Below are 25473 nucleotides of genomic sequence, written 5' to 3'. Positions count from 1 at the left end.
TTACCCGCAGGCAGTAAGGGGAGATCTGACGTTACTGATTCAGCAGCGCCAGCAGAGTCCGTGTTCGCGCTTCCATCAGCGGTATATCGCCGCGTGATTCCACATTCAGGCGCACCACCGGTTCGGTGTTCGACGAGCGCAGGTTGAAACGCCAGTCGGCAAACGACATACTGATGCCGTCAGTACGATCCACCGCCTGCGCCTCATCCGCAAAATGCCGCTCCACCCGGGCAATCGCCGCCGCCGGCTCCGCCAGCCTGCTGTTGATTTCCCCGCTCGCCGGGAACGTCGCCATCCGGTCCGCCACCAGCCCGCCCAGCGACTGTCCTTTCAGGCACACCAGCTCCGCCACCAGCAGCCACGGGATCATCCCGCTGTCGCAGTAAGCAAAATCGCGGAAATAGTGATGCGCGCTCATCTCGCCGCCGTACACCGCATCCTCAAGACGCATCCGCTCCTTGATAAAGGCGTGCCCGGTTTTCGACATCACCGGCGTCCCGCCCGCCGCCGTCACCACCGCCTCGGTGTTCCAGGTCAGGCGCGGGTCGTGAATAATCTTCGCCCCCGGGTGTTTTTCCAGAAACGCTTCCGCCAGCAGGCCGACGATGTAGTACCCCTCAATGAACTGCCCTTTCTCATCAAACAGGAAGCAGCGGTCGAAGTCGCCGTCAAAGGCGATGCCCATGTCCGCCCCGTGTTCAATAACGGCGTTTCGGGTGTCGTCGCGACACTCCGGCAGCAACGGGTTGGGAATGCCGTTCGGGAAGGTGCCGTCCGGGGTGTTGTGGATTTTGATGAACTCCACCAGCGCGCCCAGCGCCTTCAGGCGGGCTTCGATGGCGTCGATGACCGGCCCCGCCGCGCCGTTACCGGAATTCACCACCAGCTTCAGCGGGGTGAGATTTTTAACACTGATGTAGCCGAGCAGGTGGTCGATGTAGTCGTCGCGCAGGGTGATTTGTCTGTAGCTGCCGCGCGCGGCGTCGTTGACCGGCGGGAAGTCGTTAGCTTCCGCCAGGCGCTGAACGTCGCGCAGACCGGTGTCACCGCTTATCGGGCGCGCGCCCTCGCGCACCAGCTTCATGCCGTTGTAGTCCATCGGGTTATGGCTGGCGGTCACTTCAATACCGCCGTCCACGCCAAGGTGGAAGGTGGCGAAGTAAATCTCTTCGGTGCCGGACATCCCGATATCCAGCACGTCGACGCCCGCATCCTGTAGCCCTTTCGCCAGCGCCAGCTTCAGGGATTCGCTGGTCAGACGCACGTCGCCGCCCAGCACGATGGTTTGCGGTTTTAAATATTCGCCGTAGGCGCGGCCAATCCGCCACGCGATATCTTCATTGAGCTCTTCGCCCAGCCTGCCGCGAATGTCGTAGGCCTTGAAACAGGTTAATTTTGTCATGTTCTTACCCTTCTTCAGGCAACAGTTAACCCTGGCCGTAAATGGCCAAAATCGTTATTGTTGTTCATTGCCGGACGGCGCGTTACGCTTACCGGGCATAATTTAAGGCGTCAGACCCGCCCGTAACGGTCCTCGAACCGCACCACGTCGTCCTCTTCGAGATACGAACCAGAACGCACTTCAATTAAATCGAGCGGTATTTTTCCCGGATTTTCCAGGCAGTGGGTCGCCCCCAGCGGAATATAGATGGACTCGTTTTCACCGAGCAGCTTAACCTCGCCGTTGATGGTGACTCTGGCGGTACCCGCCACCACCACCCAGTGCTCGGCGCGGTGATGGTGCATCTGCACCGACAGTCCTTCCCCCGGCTTGACGGTAATACGCTTCACCTGATAGCGCTCGCCCGCGTCGATGGAGTCGTATTTGCCCCACGGACGGTAAACCTCGCGGTGCATGTGGTGCTCATGGCGTCCGTCGGCCTTGATCTTCTCCACCACCTTTTTTACGTCCTGCACCGCGTGGCGATCGGCAATCAGCACCGCGTCTTTGGTCTGCACCACCACCAGATCCTTCACGCCGACGGTGGTCACCAGGCCGGATTCGGCGTAAACGTAGCTGTTTTCCGTTTTATGGCTGATGACGTCGCCGTGATGGACGTTTCCCTCCGGGGTGTGTGCGCTGATTTCCCACAGCGAGGACCACGAGCCGACATCGCTCCAGCCCGCGTCCATCGGCATCACCACCGCGTCCGCCGTCCGCTCCATCACCGCATAGTCAATGGACTCTTGCGGACAGGCGAGGAAGGCCTCTTCATCCACGCGAATGAAGTCAAGATCCGGATCGACGCCGCGCATCGCCTGTTCACAGGCGGCCAGAATATCGGGGCGGAACTTTTTCAGCTCTTCCAGATAGCGTCCGGCGCGGAACAGAAACATGCCGCTGTTCCAGTAGTAATCGCCGCTGGCGACGTAGGCCTGGGCGGTTTCCAGCCCCGGCTTCTCAACGAACTGCGCCACCTCAAAAGCCACCGCATCCGTCGCGCCCGGCACGACATCGCCGCGCCGGATATAACCATAGCCGGTTTCCGGCAGATCCGGCACGATACCGAAGGTTACCAGTTTGCCCGCGTCGGCATAGGGCATGGCGCTGCGCACCGCGTCGCGGAAGGCCCCTTCATTGGCGATCGCATGATCCGCCGCCAGTACCAGCATCAGCGGATCGCAGTCCGTATGCTGGCGCGTCGCCGCCAGCGCCGCCAGCGCAATCGCCGGCGCGGTATTGCGCCCGGCGGGCTCAAGAATAATGTTCTCCGTCAGCTTATTGAGCTGGCGGAGCTGTTCGGCGACGATAAAACGGTGCTGTTCGTTGCAGATAACCACCGGGCTTTCGCACTCCACGCCGTTCAGACGGCAAATGGTGGTTTGCAGCATGGTGAGATCGCCTTTCAGGCACAGAAACTGTTTTGGGTAAAGCACGCGAGAGAGCGGCCACAATCGGCTACCGGAGCCTCCGGCCATCACAACCGGGTAAAGTTTTGTCTGACGCATTATCATCCCCGAATATCTGCAATAAATTGGCTTAGCACATTCTCTTTATTGAGCGTGCGTTCGGCGTATTCACGTGCCGTCGTGTTGTTTTTCGGCATGGCGAGCACCTGGCTAATCCCGTCGACCAGCGCGTCGGCCGATTCCGGTTCCACGCAAACGGCGATGCCCGGATAGCGCGCGCAAAGTTGTCCTAATTCGGTGTGCGGCTCAGCGGTAATCACCGCGTTGCCGCCGACCGCCAGAATGTTCGTCAGCTTGGAGGGCAGTACCGCGTCCGCCGCGCCGCGCTTTTGCACCACCAGATGACAATCGCCCATTTTCAGCAACGCGGGCAAGGCGTCGTAAGGCTGAAGCGGGAGGAATTTAATATTTGCCAGGCCGCGTTCGCGGGCCATGTTCTCCAGCCGCGCCTTGCCGCCCCCCTGGCCGACAATCGCAAAAATCAGTGGTCGATCGCGTAATCGCTCTGCGGCGTCAATCACCTTTTCCAGTCCTTGCTTTTCGCCGATATTGCCGGAATAGAGCACGATTTTGTTGCCCTCTGGCAAACCAAGCTGCTGACGCAAAGCCGTCACGTCAGCGTCATTAACGTCCTGAAAGCGCGCCACTTCCGACCAGTTCGGGAAAAAGAGGATTTTTTCCGCCGCGACGCCCTTCTCCCGCGCTTTATTCATCATGGAGCGAGAGATGGTCGAGACGTTATCAACGTTACGCAGCGCGCTGCGTTCAAAGGCCGCCGCTAACCGCGCTACGCTGCCGCGCTTGCCTTTTCCCGCCATCCCTAAGCCGAGCATGGCGTCCACTTCGTAATCCTGAATATGCAGTACGGTACGCGCGCCGGAGAGTTTCGCCAGCAGGCGCATTCCCGGCGTACAAAAGAGCGTCGGTACAACGCCGATAATCCGATCCGGCTTCCAGCGACGCTGCGCCATCAGCGGGAAAAAACTGCTCAATGCAAAGCTCCCCAGATGAAGCAACCGTTTTAAGGTGGAGGGCTGTTTCGGCACATACAACGGGCAGCGCCAGACGGTAGCCTCGCCCTCTTCCCGGCAATAGCGCCAGGCGGAATAGCGCTCGCCAACCTTCCACTGCGGGTAGTACGGCGGCGCAGTGATTACCCGCACTTCATGGCCTTCCCGCGCCATCCACGCCACCATTTCGCCGGTATATTTGCCGATACCGGTCAGTTCCGGCGAATAGTTAATGCCATAGACCAGGATCTTCACAGGCCCACCGCCGGCGCGTCAGGAAGGAAGTAAGCCCGACTGTTATCATGAACATTGTCGCCTGCCAGAAGCTGTTCCGGCGTCAGCCAGCGGTAACCGCCATGCTGGTCGTCAGGCAGGTGTAAATCGCTCTCCGCCATGCGCAGACGAAAGCCGAGCACGATGTAGTGAGTTGAAAAATCCTCTCCGGAAAAGTTGTCGTCATAGAAGTGTTGCCACACGCCATAAAACGTCCCTGCCGCCAGCGGCAGACGCACGCCCAGTTCCGCCTGCGTCAGACGTTCGAAGGCAGCCTCCAGCGTTTCGTCTTTGCACACCCGTCCCCCCGGCACAAACCAGTAGCCCTGCGCCGGACGGTTGAGACGCTGGCCCAGCAGGATTTTCCCCTGGTCGTTTTCCACGATGAAATCGAGGGCAATAAGGGGCGTGGTACGCACCACAGCGGCAAAATCTTCCTTGCGTAAAAACATTGTCACCCCCGGAACCGCTGCTGATTCTCAAGGAACCACTGGTAAGTACCGGCAAGCCCTGCCTCCAGTGAAATTTCGTGATACCAGCCAAGCTGGTGCAGGCGCGTGACGTCGAGCAATTTACGCGGCGTGCCGTCCGGCTTCGCGGCGTCGAACACCACCCGGCCCTGGTAACCCACCACCTTTGCGATGGTCTGCGCCAGCTCGCGGATAGTGCAGTCCACACCGGTGCCGACGTTAATGTGTGACAGCATCGGGTCGGTGTTCTCCTGCCACACTTCGCGCGCCAGCTCCATCACGTGAATGCTGGCCGCCGCCATATCATCAACGTGCAGAAATTCGCGCATCGGCGTCCCGCTGCCCCACACCACCACCTCCGGCGCGTGGCTCTGCGTGGCCTCATGAAAGCGGCGCAGCAGCGCCGGGATCACATGTGAATTGTCCGGATGGAAATTGTCATGCGGGCCGTACAGGTTAGTCGGCATCACCGAACGGTAGTCGCGACCGTACTGCCGGTTGTAGGACTCGCACAGTTTAATCCCGGCAATCTTGGCGATAGCGTACGGCTCGTTGGTCGGCTCCAGCGTCCCCTGCAGCAGCTCGCTTTCCGCCATCGGCTGCCTCGCCAGTTTCGGATAGATACAGGACGAACCGAGAAACAGCAGTTTGTTCACGTTGTTCAGGTGCGCGGCGTGAATAATGTTGCTCTCTATCATCATGTTTTCATAAATAAAATCCGCCGGATACGTGTTGTTGGCGATAATGCCGCCCACTTTCGCCGCCGCCAGATAAACCTGGTCGATATCCGCCCCGGCAAAGAACGCCTGTACCGCGCGCCCGTCGAGCAGATCCAGCTCATCGCGGGTGCGCAACACCAGCTCCACGTCGCCGCGCTGCGCAAGCTGCCGTACAATGGCGGAGCCCACCATCCCGCGATGGCCAGCCACAAAAATTCGTTGCTTGTTCATTCTCAGGACTCCAGCGCGATGGCCACCTCGTAACCGTGAGATTTCAGCAGTGAGTGTTTTTTCGCGGCCTCCAGATCGTTCGCCACCATCTCGGAGACCATCTCCGACAGGGTGATTTCCGGTTTCCAGCCCAGTTTCTCATGCGCTTTGGACGGGTCGCCCAGCAGGGTTTCCACTTCCGCCGGACGGAAATAGCGCGGATCAACGGCCACAATCACATCGCCCGGTTTCACGCCCGGCGCATCGTGTCCGGACACGGATACCACGATCCCTTTCTCATCAATGCCTTCGCCTTCAAAGCGCAGTTTTATCCCCAGTTGCGCTGCCGCCAGCTCCACAAACTGGCGTACGGAATACTGCACGCCGGTGGCAATCACGAAATCTTCCGGCTGCTCCTGCTGTAACATCATCCACTGCATCCGCACGTAATCTTTCGCATGGCCCCAGTCGCGCAGCGAGTCCATGTTGCCGAGATACAGACAGGACTCCAGTCCCTGGGCGATATTGGCGATGGCGCGGGTGATCTTACGGGTGACGAAGGTTTCGCCGCGACGCGGAGATTCGTGGTTAAACAGAATGCCGTTACAGGCGTAAATACCGTAGGATTCACGGTAGTTGACAGTGATCCAGTAGGCGTACAGTTTCGCCACCGCATAGGGGGAACGCGGGTAGAACGGCGTGGTCTCTTTCTGCGGTATCTCCTGCACCAGACCGTACAGTTCAGAGGTGGAAGCCTGGTAGAAACGCGTTTTCTTTTCAAGACCGAGGAAGCGGATCGCCTCCAGCAGGCGCAGCGTGCCCATCGCATCCACATCGGCGGTATATTCCGGCGACTCAAACGACACCGCCACGTGGCTCATCGCGCCCAGGTTGTAGACCTCATCCGGCTGTACTTCCTGTAAAATGCGGGTCAGGTTGGAGGCGTCGGTCAGGTCGCCATAATGCAGATGAAATTTCGGGTTGCTGCTGTGCGGGTCCTGATAAATATGGTCCACGCGCTCGGTATTAAACGATGACGCGCGGCGCTTGATACCATGCACCTCATAGCCTTTTTCCAGCAGAAATTCTGCCAGGTAAGACCCATCCTGTCCGGTTACGCCAGTAATGAGTGCGACTTTTGACATTTTCATTTCCTCAAATAGTCCCGTTAGGGAGTAACTTTCTGAACGCGCTGGCGCGTTACCACTGCGGGATTGCCCCGACAAATCGCATTTGCCGGTAATGATTTAAATACGCTGCTACGCGCGCCGACGACGGTGCCATGACCTATCGTCACGCCGGGCGCGACAAAAACATCGGTCGCCAGCCAACATTTTTCGCCAATAACAATCGGCGCGGCGTTAATATCGAAATGGGCGCTGGTATAATCATGGCTACCGGTACACAAATAACCTTTTTGTGAAATGACCGCATGCGCGCCAATATTAATTTCACCCAACGTATATAACACAGCGTCGTCGCCTACCCAGGCATAATCGCCGACGGTTAATTTCCACGGATAGGTAATTTTTACTGACGGTCGAATAACCACTTTTTTTCCGATTTTGGCGCCAAACAGACGCAGTAAAAAGGCTCGCCAGCAATAGAATATTTGCGGCGACCCTGCGAATAATGTCGCCTGTACCACCCACCATAATTGTACTTTTAGCGCATTAGCGCCGCGGAACTCCTTCGGCACCGTAAAGCCGCTAAGATCCTGCATAATAACTCCTGGTGATTAGACTTTGTTATACCGCGCTTTTGTTTTACCCGTCGTTTTCAGACGTAATAAATAGGATAATTGCGCCCAAAAGCCTGGCACACGTAATATTTTTCGCTGTACGTTTTTTGCATCCTGACATAATTCCAGATTATTCGAGGTTGACACGCCGCCCATCGAAAATTCAGACACCAGTCCGTTAATTCGCCGGAAAGGATAACCTGTTTTATAGAGACGGGCCGCCAGCGCATAATCTGAAGAGACATTATATTGCAGATCATAGGGATGCTTTTTTAACCCTGCCGTCGGGAAAAATATCGCCTGATGGCTGGCTGGCAAACTATGGTAGATATAACACCCGGGTTTAGCCTTCCGGCGTATTTTATGTCCGCCGCCAAAATCCAGCAGCGCGTCGCCAATATACATCGCCTCGCCCGTTTGCCGCACCAGTTGGCGGACAAACAGCGCAACATCATCATGAAACGTATCACCGGAATTAAGAAACAGGGTATAGCGCCCCTGCGCCAGCGCTATGCCTTTGTTCATAGCATCATAAATACCGCGATCTTTTTCACTGACAAAACGCAGGTTAAACTCACCGTGACGTTTTTGCAGAAATTCGCGCGTGCCGTCCTCCGAACCGCCATCCACTACGATCCATTCAAATGACAGACCCGGATCGCGCGCCAGATTGCGCAGCGAGCGCCAGGTTTTTACCACCCCTTCGTAATTGCGAAAGGCGACGGTAACGACGCTTAAAAACATACAACCACCCCGTTATGAAATTTTTAACGCCTTGCGCAAAATGAACGGACAGACGATTAAAAAAGCATATTCCGGGCTAAATATTGAACCGGTAAAAAACAGCGACACCGGCATAAAAAGATAGAGCTGCACCCGAAAATTGCGATTATCGCCAAACGCATTTAGCGCCATTTTTAAAACTTTCCCCATATACCACAGCGTCATCAGCACTGCGAACCAGGAAAAATAAATAATCAGCAGATACAATCCATTGTCTATGGTTTTCCCGACATCCGCACCGTTAAAGATTCCGAATGATGCAACATATTCATAAAGTGAGCCAAATCTGACTACACCATCAATATGGGTCAAGGAATATCCGACCATGACTAATGGTCCCACAATACGATAATAAGAAGATGAGCCTTCCGTCCCTAAATCACCAAGTCGTGTCGCAATATAAGGAAATGCAATAATTACCCCAACCAAAAACAGGGTTAATGAGACCAGCGCCAGTGGAAGTTTTTTCTTTATCGCATCCTTATTCAAATATTGGAACGCCCACTCCAGAAGGTAAAACAGGATAAAAGTCATGCCCCCTGAAAATGATCCTGATAATATTATTCCTGCCAGAATCATAGCATCGCTTTTCGGTGTTTTGATACCAAACTGTTTGATGCTCAGCCAAATTGAGATTAGTGCCAAAGCAAAAAATGCCGGTTCAAAATAAAGTGCAGTAGTACGCTTACCGCCAAATTTTATGAAGTTCAGTACATAGCTATTACTGTAAATAAGATATTTCGAAATTCCTTCCATAATACTGCTGCCGCCGGTGAGGATAATTTGCGCCATCTCAACCGCGGCGAGCGTTACTACGACACCCACTACCAGATAAAAAAAACGCAAAACCTTTCGGTGGTTATGCGCGGAAATGGTTTTGAAGCGAATACTCCAGACCATCCCGATAATGATCACAATATAGACAAACAGCATTGTGGACGTGACATATTTACCGGCATTCAGCGACTGGCCGAACAGGAAGTTAAATGCCGTAAGCCCCGCGCCGATGCCTAAGGCGATCATCAATTTTTTTACGCTGATGCGTTCCACAAATAACAGCAGCAACAGCGGTAAAAAAGTGACGATGGTAATGGGAAAGCTTTCCCCCAGTTGGGCGATTTTGACGTTGACCAGTAAGTAGATTAGCGGCAGCAGCAGGTAGCTACAGATTCTGATAGAACGAGACATATTCCTCCAGCATCTGTTGACCGCTGTACGCGGCACGGCTACGCACGCGAAAGGCGTCCAGCGTTGCGCCAAATACCGCCTGAGCAATCTCCGGCTTACGCCGCTGCGCCAGGCGTAGTACATCTGTAGCGGCAAAGGTTTGACCGCCGGATTTCGCCAGCACCTCCTGCGCCGCCTCGCTGTGGGTAGCGATCACCGGTACGCCGATCGAGAGTGCTTCACACAAGATCAGCGGATAGTTATCGACCCGCGAGCTAAAGACCAGCGCATCCATCTCATTGAGCGCACTCATTAATTTACGCTTATCGGTTTCAAAACCGTGATTAACGACGTTCTTCCCGGTAAAAGGCGAAAATTTACCGAAGGTGTGCAGTTCAATTTTTTCGCCCAGCGCCATCATGTCATGTACCAGTCGCTGGTCGGTTTTACCGTCGTAACGTAAGTCATGTGCCACAATGGCGATCCGCGGTTTGTCAGAGAGCGGCGGCGCAGGCGAGAGTTCCGCGAGAATCGCCTCGGTCGCCAGATCGATACCGTTGTTAATAATCCGGCAGCGCCCCGCGCCATAAACGCTGTTAAAGGCCTCGGCCACGTGCTGGCTCGGCGAAATAAACCGGCAGTCCAGCCGCAGCATGTCACGAAAGCGCTGACGTTTTCCGTCAACAAGCTGGTGCGCCCGATCCACCTTGACCGGCGGATAATTGCTTAGGGTCGGGCATTTTTGGCAGCCGCTTTTCCAGCCCTCGCAACCGTCGGTGAAGGCGCAACGCCCGGTGACGCTCCAGTGATCGTGCAGCGTCCAGACCAGCGTGACGTCCGGTTTTTGCATTTTGACTTTTTCGCAAAACGTCACGATATCCGCCAGGTTTAGCCAGTAACTGTGGAGAACATGAAAATGCAGCACCAGCGGGCCGGATGTCTGGATAACCGTGCGGTAAAGATTATCGAGATTGCCAAACAAGTCGCGATTCACGAAACGAAACAACGCAATATTAGCGATTGCCGTGCCGCGCGGCGTCTGTTTTATCACCTGCGGATAGCGGTGGTGACTGACGCTTTTTTTTCCGCCTTTGCCATAACCATAGACAAAATGCGACGTCAGTCCTTTTTGCAACGCCCGCAGATGAAGATCCAACGCCACTCCCGCTGCGCCGCCTTCCGCCAGCCGTACATTAAATTGCAGAATATTCATGTATTGACCTTCACCCGTGCTTTTTCTCCCACCACCAGCGCATGGTCCGGAATACTGTCAAGCACCACGCTGCCAGCGCCAATCGTGACGTGATTACCGATAGTAATATCGCCAAGCAGGATGACATTCGCCCCCAGCTCGACGCTGTGGCCAATTACCGGACAAGCCAGGCTGTCCGCGCCGCGATTGCCGATGGTGACGCCGTGGCGAATGGTAAAATCGTCGCCTGCGACGACATGTTTGTTGATCACTACCGCGTAACCATGATGGATAGTGAACCGCCGACCAATGGTCGCCGCGGCCTGGATTTCATACCCGAACAGGCACTCCGTGATCACGCGATACAGCACCAGCACCGGCGCGGCCCACAGATTATTCAGCACATTCTTTTTGCGCCAGACGGAACAAAAATGAGCGATACGATAGGCCAGCACCATGCAACAGGGTCGTAAGCTCCAGCTATTCGCGCGTAAGTCTTCCAGCATCGTTATCGCCCCCGCAGCCCGGCCGCCAGACGTTTGCTATTACGCACGGAGAGCAACGTCAGCAACGTGCGCCAGGTCATTCGCTTATTGCGAATTTGATACAGCGTAAAAAGCTGGTATTTTTTGCTGGCGCGATCGAATTTATCTTTGTGCTTACGATAAAAATGGAAATAGCCGGAGAATTTTTTCGGCGAAGAGGTAATCTGCATCTCGCCGTGGTTGATATGTAAAATTTGCGTCGCCTCTTCGACTTTCCACGGTTCGCCATACTCCACCACCATGCGCAGAAAAATGTCGTAATCCTGCGCCGCCTTGAGTTCGGTATCGAACAAACACGCTTTGAAACGCCAGGCCCAGGTAAAAACCTGATTACCAATAATATTGCGCTTGTAGAACAAGCGGCGTGAATAAGGGGATTTCGGATACAGCGGCAGACTGGCAGGCTGAGAGTAGACCTCGCCCTCGCACACATAGTCGTTGGCATACAAAAAGGCGTGCGTAGTCAACTGATGCTTATGGGCCAGAAACACGCTCAGACGGTTTGGCGTCCATTCATCGTCATCATCAATACCGGTAATGTAGTGGCCTTGCGCCTGCATAATGGCCTGGTTGCGTACCGCGCAGGCACCGGTATTCCTGGCGTTATGGGTATAACGGACGCGCGAGTCGTTCAGCTCCTCAACAAATTGTTGTAGCTGCTGATAAGACGAGGAGCAATCATCCACGATGATCATCTCCCAGTGGCGGTAGTCCTGACGTAGTACTGATTTAATCGCCCGGATAGCCAACTGCTGCCTGTTCCAGGTTGGCATATAAATTGAGATCAGCGGATTGTCTGTTGTCATGCTTGTTCCCCAGATAGTTTTGCCGCATGGCGCTGTGCTTATCCGGCCTACAGTCGCAGGCCGCGCCATCCGGCACGCCTTATTTTTTATTTGGAATCTGACTGGTATTCATACTCGTAATAGCCATAATCCTGGTAGCCCGTCGCCCGGCGGAAAATGGAGTTGAGGATCACGCCTTTAACCTGAATGCCATTCTGTTCAAAACGGCTCAGACTGGTTTCCACCTCTTTTAAGGTGTTGACGGCATAACGCGCCACCATCAGCGTCGTCCCGACGTGACGACCCACAATCGCGGCGTCCGTCACAGCCAGAATCGGCGGCGTGTCGATTAATACCAGGTCGTAGTGGCTGCTTGCCCAGGCGATCAGCTCGCCGAAGCGCTCGCTCATCAGCAATTCCGATGGATTAGGCGGTACCTGGCCGCGCGGAATAAGATCAAAATTAGCGATCGCCGTGGGTTTCGCGCAGGAGGCTATCTCGCCTTTGCCCGCCAGAATGTCAGATAAGCCGTCCACGTTATTGGTGCCGAGCAGTTCATGGGTATAGCCCTTGCGCATATCGCAGTCGATCAGTAATACCCGTTTATGCGTCTGGCTGATGACTGCCGCCAGGTTGGCGCAAACAAAGGTTTTACCGATAGAGGGGCTGACGCCTGTGAGCATTAGTACATTATTTTGCGCCTGCATCATGGCGAAATGCAGGCTGGTGCGCAGGCTGCGAATCGCCTCAATCGCCAGATCGGTCGGATTGCCCACCGCCAGCAGTTGGCTCTGCTTGTAACGCTTAATCCCTTTAATGGTTTTGACGCTATCGCGCGCTTTTTGCCATTCCGACAGCGGAATACTGGCATAGACGCTGATCCCATGCTCCTCCAGCGCCTGCGGGCTTTCGATACCACGATTAAACAGCGAGCGCAGCAGCACGCCGACAATCGATAACATTAATCCCAGAATAATGCTGCCGAGAATAATCAACGCCTTTTTCGGCTTCAGCACACCCGGCTGGGTAATCGCCGGGTCAACGATGCGCACGTCGCCAACGGTGCTGGCTTCGGTGATTTTCAGCTCCTGCTGTTTATTAAGCAGTTGCATATAGACCTGCTGGCCAGACTCCACATCGCGGGTCAAACGCACAATCTCCTGCTGGGTTTTCGGCATCGCCGTCACCCGCCCGTTCAGTTTGGCTTTTTCATCTTCCAGCGCTTTACGTTTTTCCAGCAGGGTGCGGTAAGCCGGATGCGCTTTGGTAAAGAGCTTGGAAATTTCCGCCTCTTTAAACGTCAACTCATTCAACTGGGCGTCGATATTAACCATCGAATCGAGCACCGCCTTCGCTTCCAGCGGCAAATCCACCGAGTCTTTATCCTGGCGGAAAGCGTTTAGCTTGTTTTCCGCCACATCCAGACGGCTGCGGACTTCCGGCAACTGTTTTGCCAGAAACGCCAGGCTCTTCCCCGCCTCTTCAGATTTCCGCGCAATATCCTGTTGCAGATAGTTACGGGTAATGCTGTTGAGAATTTCACGAATTTGGTCGCGATCCTCTCCCGTGAACGTCAAACTCAAAACCCCGGTGTCTTTGCCGGTTTCCGTCACGGTGAGGTTATTTTGCAGATTATTAATCATGCCGAGCGTTGAGAATTTACTCACCGTAAATTCCGTATCAGGTCGGGCGTCAATCGCCTCTACCCGCATCGTCACGCCGTCTTTATTGAGAGTCTGGCCCACAACGCCCTGCGCGCTAAATCCGCCGTCGCTGACCAACTGATAACGTTTGTCGCCCAGCACCTTAAGGGTGAAAATCTGTCCCCTCATCGTCTCTGGCCGGGTGAATGTTGTGACTTTCACCATTTCATTCTGACGCCCCATCAGCCGTTCCCACCCGGCGCCGAACAGCGGAAAGGTGTTCTTGGCTACGGCAATATCCAGATCCAGATCGTCAACCGTCTTTCCCAACACCAGACGCGATCGGATTAACTGAATTTCCGCATCGGAAGCCGGCGGCTTATTCGCTAATGCGCTGTTGATATCCTGTACCAACGAATTACCGGTGTTTTGTTCAATCTGCACCAGCGCATCGGCGCTATAAATGGGTGTGGCGAAGAGCGTATAAGTCATCGCGCACAGCGCAAATATGGCCGTCGTTCCCAATACCCACCAACGCGCTTCAACCACCGTTCCGACCAGACGCCCGATATCGATTTCATCGCTACCCGTTGCCGCCGCAGATTGTTTTACTTTTTCTGTCATGGTTTTCCCTGCTCTGCATTCAGTACCTGCGCCCACTGGCGGGCAGACCTTTCCAGTAATGTGTACACCGCCTCAAACGCATCGCGGCTTTTGCGATACGGGTCCGGTATTTCACGCTCGCTGTCCCAGTGACCAAACAGCATTACCTTGCCGCGCATTTCCGGCGCAATGTCGCACAGGGCGGCGATGTGACGTTTCTCCATCGTCAGAATCAGGTCATATTCCCGGCACAGACGCGCGGAAATTTGCCTTGCGCAGTGTTTTTCCAAAGACAGATCGTGGGCGCTTGCCACGCTCGCCGCCGCAGGATCGGCCCCTTTGCCGACCAGCGCGCCTAACCCGGCGGATGCAACCGTCAGCGAGGGATGAAAGCGCTTTAGCAAACGTTCAGCCGTCGGGGAACGGCAAACATTCCCCACACAGACCACTAAGATTTTGTTAAACATAACGATTACCAAGAATGAATGTCGCTGGCCGTATCCGTCATATAACGGACACCGCTAATGGTCGGCAGCAACTGATTGATCAGACGGTTCCAGCGAGCAACCGGCGCGGTCGTGACGTATACCACATCGTAAGGCTGAAGTCGGAATTCCGTCGCCATCACCAATGAAGTGGCGTCAGACATATCAAGCTGGTAGATATTGGCGATCTTGCCGCCACGCCCACCCTCGCCTTTCAACGGACGAATCACAAAGATGCCGCTGGCGTTGGAGGTGGTCAGATCGATGCCTTCCGCATTGCCTAATGCTTCGGTGAGCGTCATGCCGCTGAAGTCCATTTTGAGGGTGCTCTGTTTTTTCACTTCGCCCATCACAAAGACTTTCAGATCGTCATTGCGCGGCACATACAGGATGTCGCCAGGGTAGAGCAAGCGGTTCTGGCTAAGATCGCCATTTTGCATTAGCGCCTGTAGCGAAATGCGCTGTTCTTTGCCGTTATGCGTCAATACTACGTTGCGCCAGTCCGCCATATCGGTCAGGCCGCCCGCAGCGTTAATCGCATCCAGGACGGTTAACGGTACGTTAGTAATGGCCTGCTGGCCGGATTTATTCACCTGGCCGGAGATATACGCTTTTTGCGAACGGAAAGCGGCAATATTGACATCCACCTGCGGGTCCGCGATGTACTTCGCTAAACGCCCGGTAATATCGCTGCGAATCTCTGACAAAGTTTTACCGACGACGCTAACCTTGCCGATGTAGGGATAAAACATGGTGCCGTCCGGCTGTACCCAGTTGCCGGTATCGCTTGAGCTACGGTACTGGCCTGCTGGCGTGGTCAATTCAGGGTGATCCCAGACGGTGACATTCAGCACATCGCCAGGCCCAACGCGATACTGATAACTGGCGATCTCCTGGTCCAGCGACATATTCGGTTGCGCGACATTGGGCCGCGGGCGTAATTGCTCAACCAGCCGTGGCGTCAGCGGATACACATTGACCATCCGGTCGAGATCAAAATCAGCGTCTTGCTGTTTGATCACATCTTTCCCCATCGTAGACATATTGCTGCCCGGAAGTACTGTGCAGCCACTTATCAAGCTGAGTGACGCCAATAATGGCATCAATTTCATTTTGGATTTCATCATTGATTATTTATCACTTTGGCAGAGTAATTATCCTGTGCAATTTAAATAGCGGCTTCGTCCGTGCACATTTACCTTGCAGTTAATGGAAGCGAAAATTAACTGGCATCATTCTGAAAAAAAATCAATTCATCCGCAGGCTATTGACAGAATAACAAAGGCTTATATTCAGGCTTTCAGGCACGCTACCGCCCCTGGCTTCTTAGCTACCAATGCACTGATTATTTTAAATTTTTGCACTTCCCTCCGATTTCATCCTCATTCAGATAAAAATCTTCAGCGAAATAAAGGTTACGTATTAATAGTTTTCTTGATGTCGTGACAGGATATTTAAGAGCGCTACCTTAATCCTGCAAGAATTGTTGCAGCTAACCTAATGACAGGCAAGGTAACAAACCGCCATTCTATATTTTTAAGATTAATATTAAATGAATTAACAGATAATTTTAGGATTTTATTGATATTGACAATATTTATTTACCTCACCCTACCTGCGATATTTCCTAAATATATTTTTAATATTATTTAGTTTCTGACAGAAACATTACGGCTATTTTAAAGTTATTTTATAGCCCCATAACAAAGAGAAATTGCTCTGCGGCATTGCATTTTCCCGCCGTATTATCCATGATCGAATTGTGACAATTGTCATATTACAGAAGGTATTGCTCTTACTATGGAATGGATTGCCGATCCGTCAATCTGGGCCGGACTAGTAACGTTAATCGTTATCGAACTTGTTCTCGGCATTGATAACCTGGTCTTTATTGCCATCCTCGCTGAAAAACTACCGCCGGGGCAGCGCGACCGCGCGCGCATTACCGGCCTGATACTGGCGATGATCATGCGCCTGCTGCTGCTGGCGTCAATCTCGTGGCTGGTCACCTTGACTAAGCCGCTCTTTAGCGTACAGGCGTTAAGCTTCAGCGCCCGCGATCTGATTATGCTGTTCGGCGGCTTCTTCCTGCTCTTTAAAGCCACCATGGAGCTCAACGAACGGCTGGAAGGGAAAGATAGTGCTAACCCTACCCAGCGTAAGGGGGCGAAATTCTGGGCGGTGGTCGCGCAAATCGTGGTGCTGGACGCTATCTTTTCTCTCGACTCCGTGATTACCGCCGTGGGGATGGTCGATCACCTGGCTGTCATGATGGCGGCAGTGATAATCGCCATTAGCCTGATGCTGCTCGCCAGCAAGTCACTGACCCGGTTTGTGAACAACCATCCGACCATTGTGATTTTGTGTCTTAGCTTCCTGCTGATGATCGGCTTTAGTCTGGTGGCGGAAGGGTTTGGCTTCCATATTCCGAAAGGGTATCTGTACGCCGCTATCGGCTTCTCGGTGATGATCGAGGCGCTCAACCAATTGGCTATTTTTAACCGCCGCCGTTTTCTTTCCGCTAACCATACGCTGCGCCAGCGCACAGCGGAAGCCGTGATGCGTCTGATTAGCGGTAAAAAAGAGGATGCCGAACTGGATGCGGAAACCGCCGCGATGCTGGCAGACCATGACGACAGCCAGATTTTTAATCCGCAGGAGCGCAGGATGATTGAGCGGGTGCTGAATCTCAACCAGCGCACCGTGAGTAGCATCATGACATCACGTCACGATATCGAGCATATCGATCTCAACGCGCCGGAAGCGGAAATCCGCGCTCTGCTGGAAAAGAACCAGCATACGCGTCTGGTCGTGACCGGTGAAAATGACCAGGAAGATTTACTCGGCGTCGTCCACGTCATCGATCTGTTGCAACAATCGCTGCGCGGCGAACCGCTCAACCTGCGGGCTCTGATTCGCCAACCGCTGGTTTTCCCGGAAGTATTGCCTCTGCTGCCTGCGCTGGAGCAGTTCCGTAACGCCAGAACCCATTTTGCCTTTGTCGTAGATGAGTTTGGCTCGGTTGAAGGCATTGTGACATTAAGCGATGTCATGGAGACTATCGCCGGTAATTTGCCGAATGAAGCCGAGGAAATTGACGCCCGCCACGATATTCAGAAGAACCCGGATGGTTCCTGGACGGCAAACGGCCATATGCCGCTGGAGGATTTGGTGCAGTACGTGCCGCTACCGCTGGATGAAAAACGGGAATATCATACGATTGCCGGGTTATTAATGGAATATTTGCAGCGCATACCGAAAACCGGTGAAGAGGTTCAGGTGGGCAATTATTTGCTGAAAACATTGCAGGTAGAAAGCCATCGTGTGCAGAAAGTGCAGTTAATTCCGCTGCATAACGATGAGCCAGAATACGAGGTGTAACGCCTGTTCACCTGTCCCGGCCTACTTGCCAGGTAGGCCGGAAGCGCGTTAGCGTCGACATCCGGCACTCCCCTTTGGCCAAAAACTACAGCTTATCCAGCAGCTTCTTCACATCTTTACCGTTGCGGGTATCTTTATTGCGATCCGCCCAGTCGCTGAGCCGACGCTTCGCTTCATCCTGCAAATGCTTACGTAATAACTGATCAACTTGCAGGGTGTAGTTCAGTTCCTGCCACTTGCCATAGACGCGCAACGGCACCGGCGTCTCTTTCAGGAAGGTGATCAGGTTGCTATCGCCGTTCCAGCCGCCCAGCACACGCAGATTAAATTGCGTATCGCAGCTCTGCTTAACCAGGTCCAGAGTTCCACTGCCGGTTAACGCCAGCATAGAAGATTGCCCGGACATATCGTCGAGCCTCAGCGTGCCCTTGTTGAGCATCAGATTGGTCGTGAAGCGGTCCAGTCGGGTCGCGTTGTCCATATTTTCCTGCGACTGCTGCGCGTCGCCGCCGCTTCGCTCTACGGCCTGCTGCACCAGTTGCTGGAAATTCATTCCTTCGAGTCGCGTATTGCTCATATCAACATGCGCTTTTCCCTTCCAGTTGTGGCGAAATGCCTCCGCGTCAATATCTGCCCCGGAGAAATCGCCAACCAGCGACATTTTACCGGTCAGGCTAATCGGATAATTAAAGGCTTTCAGGATAGTTCCAATCTCAACATGGTTGAGGCGAGGATGGAATATGATGCGCGGACTGGCGGTGCGGGCATCCAGCGTGCCGGGCAGCGACATCTGTCCGTCGGCCAGCTTCCCCTGTAACTCGGTGATATCCAGCAATCCGGCCTGATTAGACATCTTCGTCGAAACCTGGGTAAAGTCCATTCCCCGCCAGCGAACTGAATCCGCCTGCAAAGAAATCACCGCCGTAAAGCTTTGCAACCCCTGATAAGGCGGCGCATCAACACGCGATGCGATAACTGGCCTGGTCAGGGGGAGCGTATTTTGCCCCTGCGACGTCGCGCCGTTCGTCTGTGCCACGGTGTTATGATGCGGCAACAGGTTATCCAGATTAAGTCTGCCGGACTGGAGGTCAATTTGCCATTCCGGCCGCTCCGCCAGCGTCACCTGAACGTGCCCGGTCAGAGAACTGTCATTCGCCGTTAAATTTAAGTGATTAAATGAAAGGCGTTTTTGCGCCTCCTGCCACTGCGCCTGAAATTGTCCTTGCCCCTCAATCCCCTGCGCCGGTAGATCCGCGCCCTGCAATTGCCAGCGCAGTTGTTCAATACCGGCGGTTAAATTATGCGGATAATCGGAAGCATCCACCGTTCCGCTGAACGATAACGCAAGATCCCGCTGATCGCGATTCACGCGTCCCGAAAAATCAAACGTGCCGCGATGTTCGGCATCTTGTTCCATATTCAGATGAATATCGCGCACCGTGACCTGTTCATCATTTTCATGCTGAAAAACCAGCACGCTGTCGGCAACACGCAGGCTACGAATATCAAACGACCAGCCGCGATCTTCCGCTACGTCCGGCAATGTATTGTCTTTCGGCGCGACTGGCGCATCATCACTGCGTACCGCTTCCGTTTGCGGCGTCAGTTGTATCACCCCGCCTTTCAGCATAACCTGCTTAACATGAAGCTGATGGCTCAATAGCGGCCATAAAGCGACGTCCAGGCGCATATTGTCAGCCCGCACCAGCGGTTCGCTGGCACCTTGCGCCGTCAGCGTCATTCGCCCGGAAAGGATGCTGAGCTGCGGCCATACGTGCCAGCGCAACGGCCCGTCCAGTTGCAACTGATACCCACTACGCGCGGCAACCTGCTGCACCATGTAGGCGCGGAAATCATTCGGATTGACCAACAATACCAACGCAGAAAACCCGGCCACCAGCACGACCAGGAGAATCATCAGCGTCGTCAGAAATCGTCTCATGCTACCCTCAATGGACCGGCAGTATTGCGCCGAATAGCTCAGTCTTTATCAATCCGGCTGGCAACGGCGCCCTGCTGATCGCGATATTTGGCATCCTGACGGCGGTTATAAGGCCGCGCCGCCGGGCCGGACAGTGGCTCAAAGCTCAACGCGCCGATGAGCATACCCGGACGCAATGCCAGCGGCAGTTTCCCGGAGTTGTAAAACTCAAGCACAATGCAGCCCGACCAGCCTGGATCGATACGGTGCGCCGTCACATGCACCATCAGCCCCAGACGCGCCAGCGAGGAACGACCATCCAGCCAGCCCACTAAATCCGGCGGCAGGGTAACAGACTCATAGGTTACGGCCAGCGCCAATTCGCCCGGATGCAGATAAAATGCCTCGCCGTCCGGCAAAACGATTTCATCGCTCATCACGCGATCCAGCGCCGCGCTCACTTCATCTTTCGGCCCGCTCAGATCGATAAACGCCGCCGTATGACCACGGAAGGTTCGAAATTTATTGCCAAGACGTACATCGACCGTCGCGCCGTTAATGCGCTCTACGGGAGGTCGCGGGGTGATAGACAAACGGCCTTCATCCAGCCAGGCTTCAATATCTCGGTCGCATAAACGCATGGCACTTTCTCCTTTCGCGCATCAAGCCCTTAAATCAAGCACATCAAGGGCTAACCAGGTTATCACTGAACGGTACACAATTCGCCAGATTTATTCAAAGAACTGGCTGATTTTCGCTTTCAGAATATCAATAGCGATGCGGTTTTTACCGCCGCGCGGCACGATAATATCCGCATATTGTTTGGAAGGCTCAATAAATTGCAGGAACATCGGACGCACCGTTTTCTGATATTGTGCCATCACCGAATCCATTGAGCGACCACGCTCGTTCACATCGCGTTTGATACGGCGCATCAAACAGATATCCAGCGGCGTATCGACAAAAATAGAGAAGTTCATCTCTTCACGCAAACGCGCGTCGGTCAGTAACAGAATACCTTCAAGAATAATCACTTTCTTCGGTTCTACGCGAACCGTTTCCTGCATACGGGTATGCTCAACATAACTGTATACCGGTAATTCAATCGCCGAACCGCGCTTGAGCGCCTGGAGATGCTGAAATAGCAGGCTGTGATCCATCGCATTCGGATGGTCATAGTTGGTTTTTACGCGTTCTTCCATCGACAGATGGCTTTGATCTTTGTAATAACTGTCTTCGGGAATAACGCCAATATGTTCGTCACCCACTTGTTCACGCAATTCGCGGTAAAGGGTACTGGCAATAAGACTTTTGCCGGAAGCCGATGCGCCAGCGATACCGATAATGACGCACTGATGAGACTGATCAGTCATAAATTTAGCGACCTGATTAACCTGGATGTAAGGAAGGGGGGCGCCGAAACGCCAAACGCGGCAATTATAGGGATTTCAGCGGCGCGATACCAGTCCGGCGCTATACCACGGTTAATTTGTTGGCGGTGCATTCGACGTTGCGACGTAAAAGCGTTCAGTTTTAACGCGGACAGCGGATTTATCGACCCGTCTGGAGGAGGAATACGCCGGGAACCACAATTTATATCCAGCCAGCGTATAAATCATTACGCGTTTATACTAGCATAATCACAGAGTAAACTGACGCGTCCGGTATTCCGCGACGTTACCGGCGATTCGGATAGAGTGGTAATGAGTAAACCATCCCAACATGTTTTCGTTACCGTCCCCCACCCGCTGCTGCGTCTGGTCAGTTTAGGCTTGGTCGCGTTTGTCTTTACGCTCTTTTCGCTCGCGTTATCGCGTTTCGGCGCCCAACTCGCGCCGCTGTGGTTCCCCACCTCCATTATGATGGTAGCGTTTTACCGCCATGCGGGCCGTCTGTGGCCAGGGATCGCCGTCGCCTGCTCGCTCGGCAGCATCGGCGCCTCACTGACTTTATTTCCTGCCGCCTCGCTTAACTTTAGCTGGACGGCAATAAATATTATCGAGGCGGCCACTGGCGCGATACTGCTGCGAAAACTGCTCCCCCGGTATAACCCCTTACAAAATTTGAATGACTGGTTCCGTCTGGCTATCGGCAGCGCCGTGATTCCGCCGCTACTCGGCGGCCTGTTATTTTGGCTGATAGCGCCGGAAGCGGTCGCCTCGAAAGCGTTTCTGATTTGGGTATTATCGGAAGCCATCGGCGCGCTGGCGCTGGTGCCGTTAGGTTTACTGTTTAAACCACACTATCTGTTGCGTCATCGCGACCCGCATCTGTTGCTGGAAACGCTATTGACGCTGGTCATTACGCTGGCGCTAAGCTGGCTCGCTATGCGCTATATCCCGTGGCCTTTTACGTGCGTTATCGTCCTGCTGATGTGGAGTGCGGTGCGCCTGCCGCGAATGGAGGCGTTTTTAATTTTTTTAGCTACCGTTATCGTGGTCTCGCTCATGCTGGCCAATGATCCCACGCTGCTCGCCACGCCGAAAACCGACGTGATGGTCAATATGCCGTGGCTGCCTTTTTTAATGATCCTGCTGCCCGCTAATATGATGACGATGGTGATGTACGCGTTTCGCACGGAGCGCAAACATATCACCGAGAGCGAATCCCGCTTTCGCAACGCGATGGAGTATTCCGCCATTGGCATGGCGCTGGTCGGTACGGAGGGCCAGTGGCTACAGGTCAATAAATCCCTGAGCCATTTTCTTGGCTATAGCCAGGATGAATTACGCGCGATGACATTTCAGCAACTGACCTGGCCGGAAGACTTGAATAACGACCTTGAACAGCTAAACATGCTGGTGCGCGGCGACATCAACAGCTATTCCATGGAAAAACGTTACTACACCCGCAACGGCGATGTCGTCTGGGCGCTGCTGGCCGTCTCGCTGGTTCGTCATAAAGACAATCAACCTCTCTATTTTATTGCTCAGATTGAAGATATTAACGATCTCAAGCAAAGCGAGCAGGAAAACCAGCGGTTGATGGAGCGCATTACGCAAGCGAACGAAGCGCTGTTTCAGGAAAAAGAACGGTTGCACATTACTCTTGACTCTATCGGAGAAGCGGTGGTGTGTATCGATGTCGCTATGAATATCACCTTTATGAACCCGATCGCCGAAAAGATGAGCGGCTGGCGGCAAGAGGATGCTTTAGGCGCGCCATTATTAACGGTTCTGCGCATTACGTCAGGTGATAAAGGGCCGTTGCTGGAGGATATTTATCGCGCCGACAGGTCACGATCGGACATGGAACAGGAGGTAGTGCTCCATTGTCATAACGGCGGCAGCTACGATATTCATTACAATATCACGCCGCTCAGCACGCTTGACGGCGATAAGATTGGTTCGGTTCTGGTTATCCAGGATGTCACCGAATCACGAAAAATGTTACGCCAGCTCAGCTACAGCGCAACCCATGACGCCCTCACCCATCTCGCCAACCGCGCCAGTTTTGAAAAACGGCTTCAACAACGCCTGCAAACAATACAGGAATCGCCTCAACATCATGCGTTGGTGTTTATCGATCTGGACCGTTTTAAAGCGGTTAACGACAGCGCGGGCCATGCCGCCGGCGACGCCTTGTTGCGCGAGCTCGCGTCGCTGATGCTCAGTATGCTTCGCTCCGGCGATCTCTTAGCCCGTCTGGGCGGTGACGAGTTTGGGCTGTTTCTGCCGGATAGTAATAGTGACAGCGCGCGCTTTATCGCGACGCGGCTTATCAACGCCATTAATGAGTATCATTTTATGTGGGAAGGACGCCTGCATCGGATCGGCGCCAGCGCCGGGATCACAATGATAAATGAACATAACTGCCAGCTTACAGAGGTCATGTCTCAGGCAGATATTGCCTGCTACGCCGCGAAAAATAGCGGCCGCGGCCGTCTGACCGTGTACGAACCGCAGCACGCATTATCCCCCTCAACGGGAAAGATGCCGCTGGAAGAACAGTGGCATATGATTAAAAATAACCACCTGCTGATGCTTGCCAGAAACGTCGTACCGCCGCGTACGCCGGAGGCCACCAGCTTTTGGCTGGTCTCACTCAGGCTGTGGACCAGCGAAGGGGATGTTCTGGAAGAACGTGCATTCCGGGCAGGATTAGTCGACTCCGCGCTGCATCATGCGCTCGACCGACGGGTATTCCATGAGTTTTTCCATCATGCGGCGACCGCCGTCGCCAGCAAAGGATTAAGCGTCGCGCTGCCGCTGTCCGCCGCGGGATTATGCAGCGCTACCCTTATTGATGAACTGCTGGAACAACTGGAACATAGCCCGCTGCCGCCACAGTTGTTACACCTGATTATTCCGGCTGACATTATCGTTAAGCAGGCACAGACCGCCATTGCGACTCTGCAAAAACTGCGGTTACGCGGCTGCCAGGTTATTCTCAGCCATGTCGGGCGCGATTTACATCTGTTTAATTTACTGCCCCCGGATATCGCCGATTATTTACTGCTGGATAGCGACCTTATCGCCAACGTTCATGAGAGTTTAATGGATGAAATGCTGGCCTCGATTATTCAGGGACACGCCCAGCGTCTGGACATCAAAACGCTCGCCGGACCGGTACAAAACCCACAGGTGCTGGATACGCTCTCCCGTATTGGCGTGGATCTGATTTATGGCGACACCATCGCCGAAGCGCAACCGCTGGATTTGTTACTGAATACCAGCTATTTCGCTATCCATTGACGGTTGCCAGCCGTGGGTATACCAGATATGCAGTAGCGCGTAGGAACGCCACGGTTTCCAGCGCTCCGCGTAGCGGCGGATTTGCGCGGGTGTCATCCCGACGAAGCGCTGCTTAATTAAGTAATCATCGGGCAAAAAGATATCTTTTGCCTGCCAGCCGCGCAGGGCGAAATAGTTCGCCGTCCAGCGGCCAATTCCCGGAAACGTTTGTAAATTTTTAACACTCTGCTCAATGTCCGGCGGCGCGGTGAGCGCCAGTTTTCCCGCAAGCGTCGCCTGCGCCAGATGAATCAGCGCTTCGGCGCGCCGGAGCGGCATCCCCAGAGCTTTCAGCGCCAGCGGATCGGCCAACGCCAGCGTTACCGGAGCGGGAAAACAGACATAATCGGGCGCATCCGGCAACGCCTCGCCATAGCGGCGCGCCACTTTCGCCGTCAACCTTGCCGCCATCGCGACGCTCACCAGTTGCCCCAGTATCGCCCGCACGCCTTGTTCAAACGTATCAACTGATCCCGGTAAACGCAGCCCCGGTCTGGCCTCGCCCAGTGGCCCCAGCACGGCGGCAACCTGCGCAGGCTGACAGTCAAGATCAAACAGACGCGAAACCTTCGCCAGACACGCTGGCGCAACGGGAAGTAATCCGGCGCTCACGCTAACCTGCACAGTGTGGGTGGACAGATTGGGCCTCACGCTGACCAGCCCGCGATGCTCGCCCACAACCAGGCTGCGCGCATAAAAGCCCTCGCCTACCGTTTCCACGCCGTCCACCGCACGCGCGGCAAGAAACCCCAACATCCACGACCAGTCGTAAGGCGGCTGCCAGCTCAGGGTAAACATGCTTTTCTCCTTTATTTGACCTTTCAGCATAAACGCTAATCGCACGTAACGCCTTGCTTTCATATTCCAGTTGTCGCCGCGACGACATTTCGCTAAAGTCACGC

The 25473-nt window shown here is 54.2% G+C and carries 21 protein-coding genes; 2 read left to right on the top strand and 19 right to left on the bottom strand.

The window, feature by feature from the left end; translation table 11 throughout:
- Positions 1-31 precede the first annotated feature (31 nt).
- The 15 genes from cpsG to ACE15A_RS07740 form a co-directional block, all read right to left on the bottom strand.
- The gene (gene cpsG / locus ACE15A_RS07810) at positions 32-1402 is read right to left on the bottom strand and encodes a colanic acid biosynthesis phosphomannomutase CpsG (protein ID WP_053510393.1); all 1371 of its coding nucleotides are present in this window, start codon (positions 1400-1402) and stop codon (positions 32-34) included.
- Between the two features lie 110 nt (positions 1403-1512).
- Positions 1513-2955, bottom strand: coding sequence for a mannose-1-phosphate guanyltransferase (gene cpsB / locus ACE15A_RS07805; protein ID WP_072158769.1), 1443 nt, complete (start codon positions 2953-2955; stop codon positions 1513-1515).
- A complete protein-coding gene (gene wcaI, locus ACE15A_RS07800; protein ID WP_053510395.1) occupies positions 2952-4175 on the bottom strand; it encodes a colanic acid biosynthesis fucosyltransferase WcaI in 1224 nt (407 codons plus the stop codon). Before wcaI ends, cpsB begins: the two co-directional genes overlap by 4 nt.
- Positions 4172-4645, bottom strand: coding sequence for a GDP-mannose mannosyl hydrolase (locus ACE15A_RS07795; protein WP_053510396.1), 474 nt, complete (start codon positions 4643-4645; stop codon positions 4172-4174). Before ACE15A_RS07795 ends, wcaI begins: the two co-directional genes overlap by 4 nt.
- Positions 4646-4647: 2 nt before the next feature.
- A complete protein-coding gene (locus ACE15A_RS07790) occupies positions 4648-5613 on the bottom strand; it encodes a GDP-L-fucose synthase (RefSeq protein WP_053510398.1) in 966 nt (321 codons plus the stop codon).
- Positions 5614-5615: 2 nt separating this feature from the next.
- On the bottom strand, positions 5616-6737 hold the full coding sequence (gene gmd, locus ACE15A_RS07785; protein WP_023246967.1) for a GDP-mannose 4,6-dehydratase: 1122 nt from the start codon (positions 6735-6737) through the stop codon (positions 5616-5618).
- Between the two features lie 23 nt (positions 6738-6760).
- Positions 6761-7315 carry a colanic acid biosynthesis acetyltransferase WcaF gene (gene wcaF, locus ACE15A_RS07780; RefSeq protein ID WP_053510400.1) on the bottom strand — a complete coding sequence of 185 codons (555 nt, stop codon included), beginning with the start codon at positions 7313-7315 and terminating at the stop codon, positions 6761-6763.
- A 15-nt stretch (positions 7316-7330) separates the two neighbouring features.
- Positions 7331-8077, bottom strand: coding sequence for a colanic acid biosynthesis glycosyltransferase WcaE (gene wcaE, locus ACE15A_RS07775; protein WP_023246965.1), 747 nt, complete (start codon positions 8075-8077; stop codon positions 7331-7333).
- A gap of 12 nt (positions 8078-8089) precedes the next feature.
- The gene (gene wcaD / locus ACE15A_RS07770; RefSeq protein WP_053528868.1) at positions 8090-9304 is read right to left on the bottom strand and encodes a colanic acid polymerase WcaD; all 1215 of its coding nucleotides are present in this window, start codon (positions 9302-9304) and stop codon (positions 8090-8092) included.
- Positions 9279-10496 carry a colanic acid biosynthesis glycosyltransferase WcaC gene (gene wcaC / locus ACE15A_RS07765; RefSeq protein WP_023246963.1) on the bottom strand — a complete coding sequence of 406 codons (1218 nt, stop codon included), beginning with the start codon at positions 10494-10496 and terminating at the stop codon, positions 9279-9281. The genes wcaD and wcaC overlap by 26 nt, the downstream gene beginning before the upstream one ends.
- Positions 10493-10981 (bottom strand): colanic acid biosynthesis acetyltransferase WcaB, encoded by a 489-nt coding sequence (gene wcaB, locus ACE15A_RS07760; protein WP_023246962.1) that lies wholly within the window; start codon positions 10979-10981, stop codon positions 10493-10495. The genes wcaC and wcaB overlap by 4 nt, the downstream gene beginning before the upstream one ends.
- Before the next feature lie 2 nt (positions 10982-10983).
- Positions 10984-11826, bottom strand: coding sequence for a colanic acid biosynthesis glycosyltransferase WcaA (gene wcaA, locus ACE15A_RS07755; protein WP_023246961.1), 843 nt, complete (start codon positions 11824-11826; stop codon positions 10984-10986).
- Positions 11827-11912: 86 nt separating this feature from the next.
- Positions 11913-14072 carry a tyrosine-protein kinase Wzc gene (gene wzc, locus ACE15A_RS07750; protein ID WP_053510407.1) on the bottom strand — a complete coding sequence of 720 codons (2160 nt, stop codon included), beginning with the start codon at positions 14070-14072 and terminating at the stop codon, positions 11913-11915.
- Positions 14069-14518 carry a low molecular weight protein-tyrosine-phosphatase Wzb gene (gene wzb / locus ACE15A_RS07745; RefSeq protein ID WP_023246959.1) on the bottom strand — a complete coding sequence of 150 codons (450 nt, stop codon included), beginning with the start codon at positions 14516-14518 and terminating at the stop codon, positions 14069-14071. The genes wzc and wzb overlap by 4 nt, the downstream gene beginning before the upstream one ends.
- Positions 14519-14523: 5 nt before the next feature.
- Positions 14524-15663: a polysaccharide export protein gene (locus ACE15A_RS07740; RefSeq protein WP_000978077.1), complete on the bottom strand. Its 1140-nt coding sequence runs from the start codon at positions 15661-15663 to the stop codon at positions 14524-14526.
- Between the two features lie 673 nt (positions 15664-16336).
- On the opposite strand from ACE15A_RS07740, the gene ACE15A_RS07735 reads away from it, so the two are divergent.
- Entirely contained in the window at positions 16337-17917 is a 1581-nt protein-coding gene (locus tag ACE15A_RS07735) for a TerC family protein (protein WP_023246958.1), read from the top strand.
- An 85-nt stretch (positions 17918-18002) separates the two neighbouring features.
- On the opposite strand, the gene asmA is transcribed toward ACE15A_RS07735, so the two are convergent.
- From asmA to udk, 3 genes are all read right to left on the bottom strand, one after another.
- Positions 18003-19859: an outer membrane assembly protein AsmA gene (gene asmA, locus ACE15A_RS07730; protein WP_023246957.1), complete on the bottom strand. Its 1857-nt coding sequence runs from the start codon at positions 19857-19859 to the stop codon at positions 18003-18005.
- A gap of 38 nt (positions 19860-19897) precedes the next feature.
- Positions 19898-20479, bottom strand: a complete 582-nt coding sequence (gene dcd / locus ACE15A_RS07725) for a dCTP deaminase (protein WP_001234784.1) — start codon at positions 20477-20479, stop codon at positions 19898-19900.
- Between the two features lie 90 nt (positions 20480-20569).
- Positions 20570-21211 carry a uridine kinase gene (gene udk / locus ACE15A_RS07720; protein ID WP_000132082.1) on the bottom strand — a complete coding sequence of 214 codons (642 nt, stop codon included), beginning with the start codon at positions 21209-21211 and terminating at the stop codon, positions 20570-20572.
- 330 nt (positions 21212-21541) lie between these two features.
- On the opposite strand from udk, the gene ACE15A_RS07715 reads away from it, so the two are divergent.
- Positions 21542-24532 (top strand): MASE1 domain-containing protein, encoded by a 2991-nt coding sequence (locus ACE15A_RS07715; RefSeq protein ID WP_053510408.1) that lies wholly within the window; start codon positions 21542-21544, stop codon positions 24530-24532.
- Here ACE15A_RS07715 and alkA read toward each other — a convergent pair.
- Complete coding sequence (gene alkA, locus ACE15A_RS07710) at positions 24500-25369, bottom strand: DNA-3-methyladenine glycosylase 2 (RefSeq protein ID WP_053510409.1); 870 nt, start codon at positions 25367-25369, stop codon at positions 24500-24502. The two genes, ACE15A_RS07715 and alkA, sit on opposite strands and share 33 nt — an antisense overlap.
- Positions 25370-25473 lie beyond the last annotated feature (104 nt).

Origin of the sequence: Salmonella sp. HY31, assembly GCF_042604575.1 — a bacterium.
GTDB classification, from domain to species: Bacteria; Pseudomonadota; Gammaproteobacteria; order Enterobacterales; family Enterobacteriaceae; genus Salmonella; species Salmonella diarizonae.
Note: the sequence above shows the minus strand (reverse complement) of the source record. Positions and strands in the feature narration are given on the sequence as shown.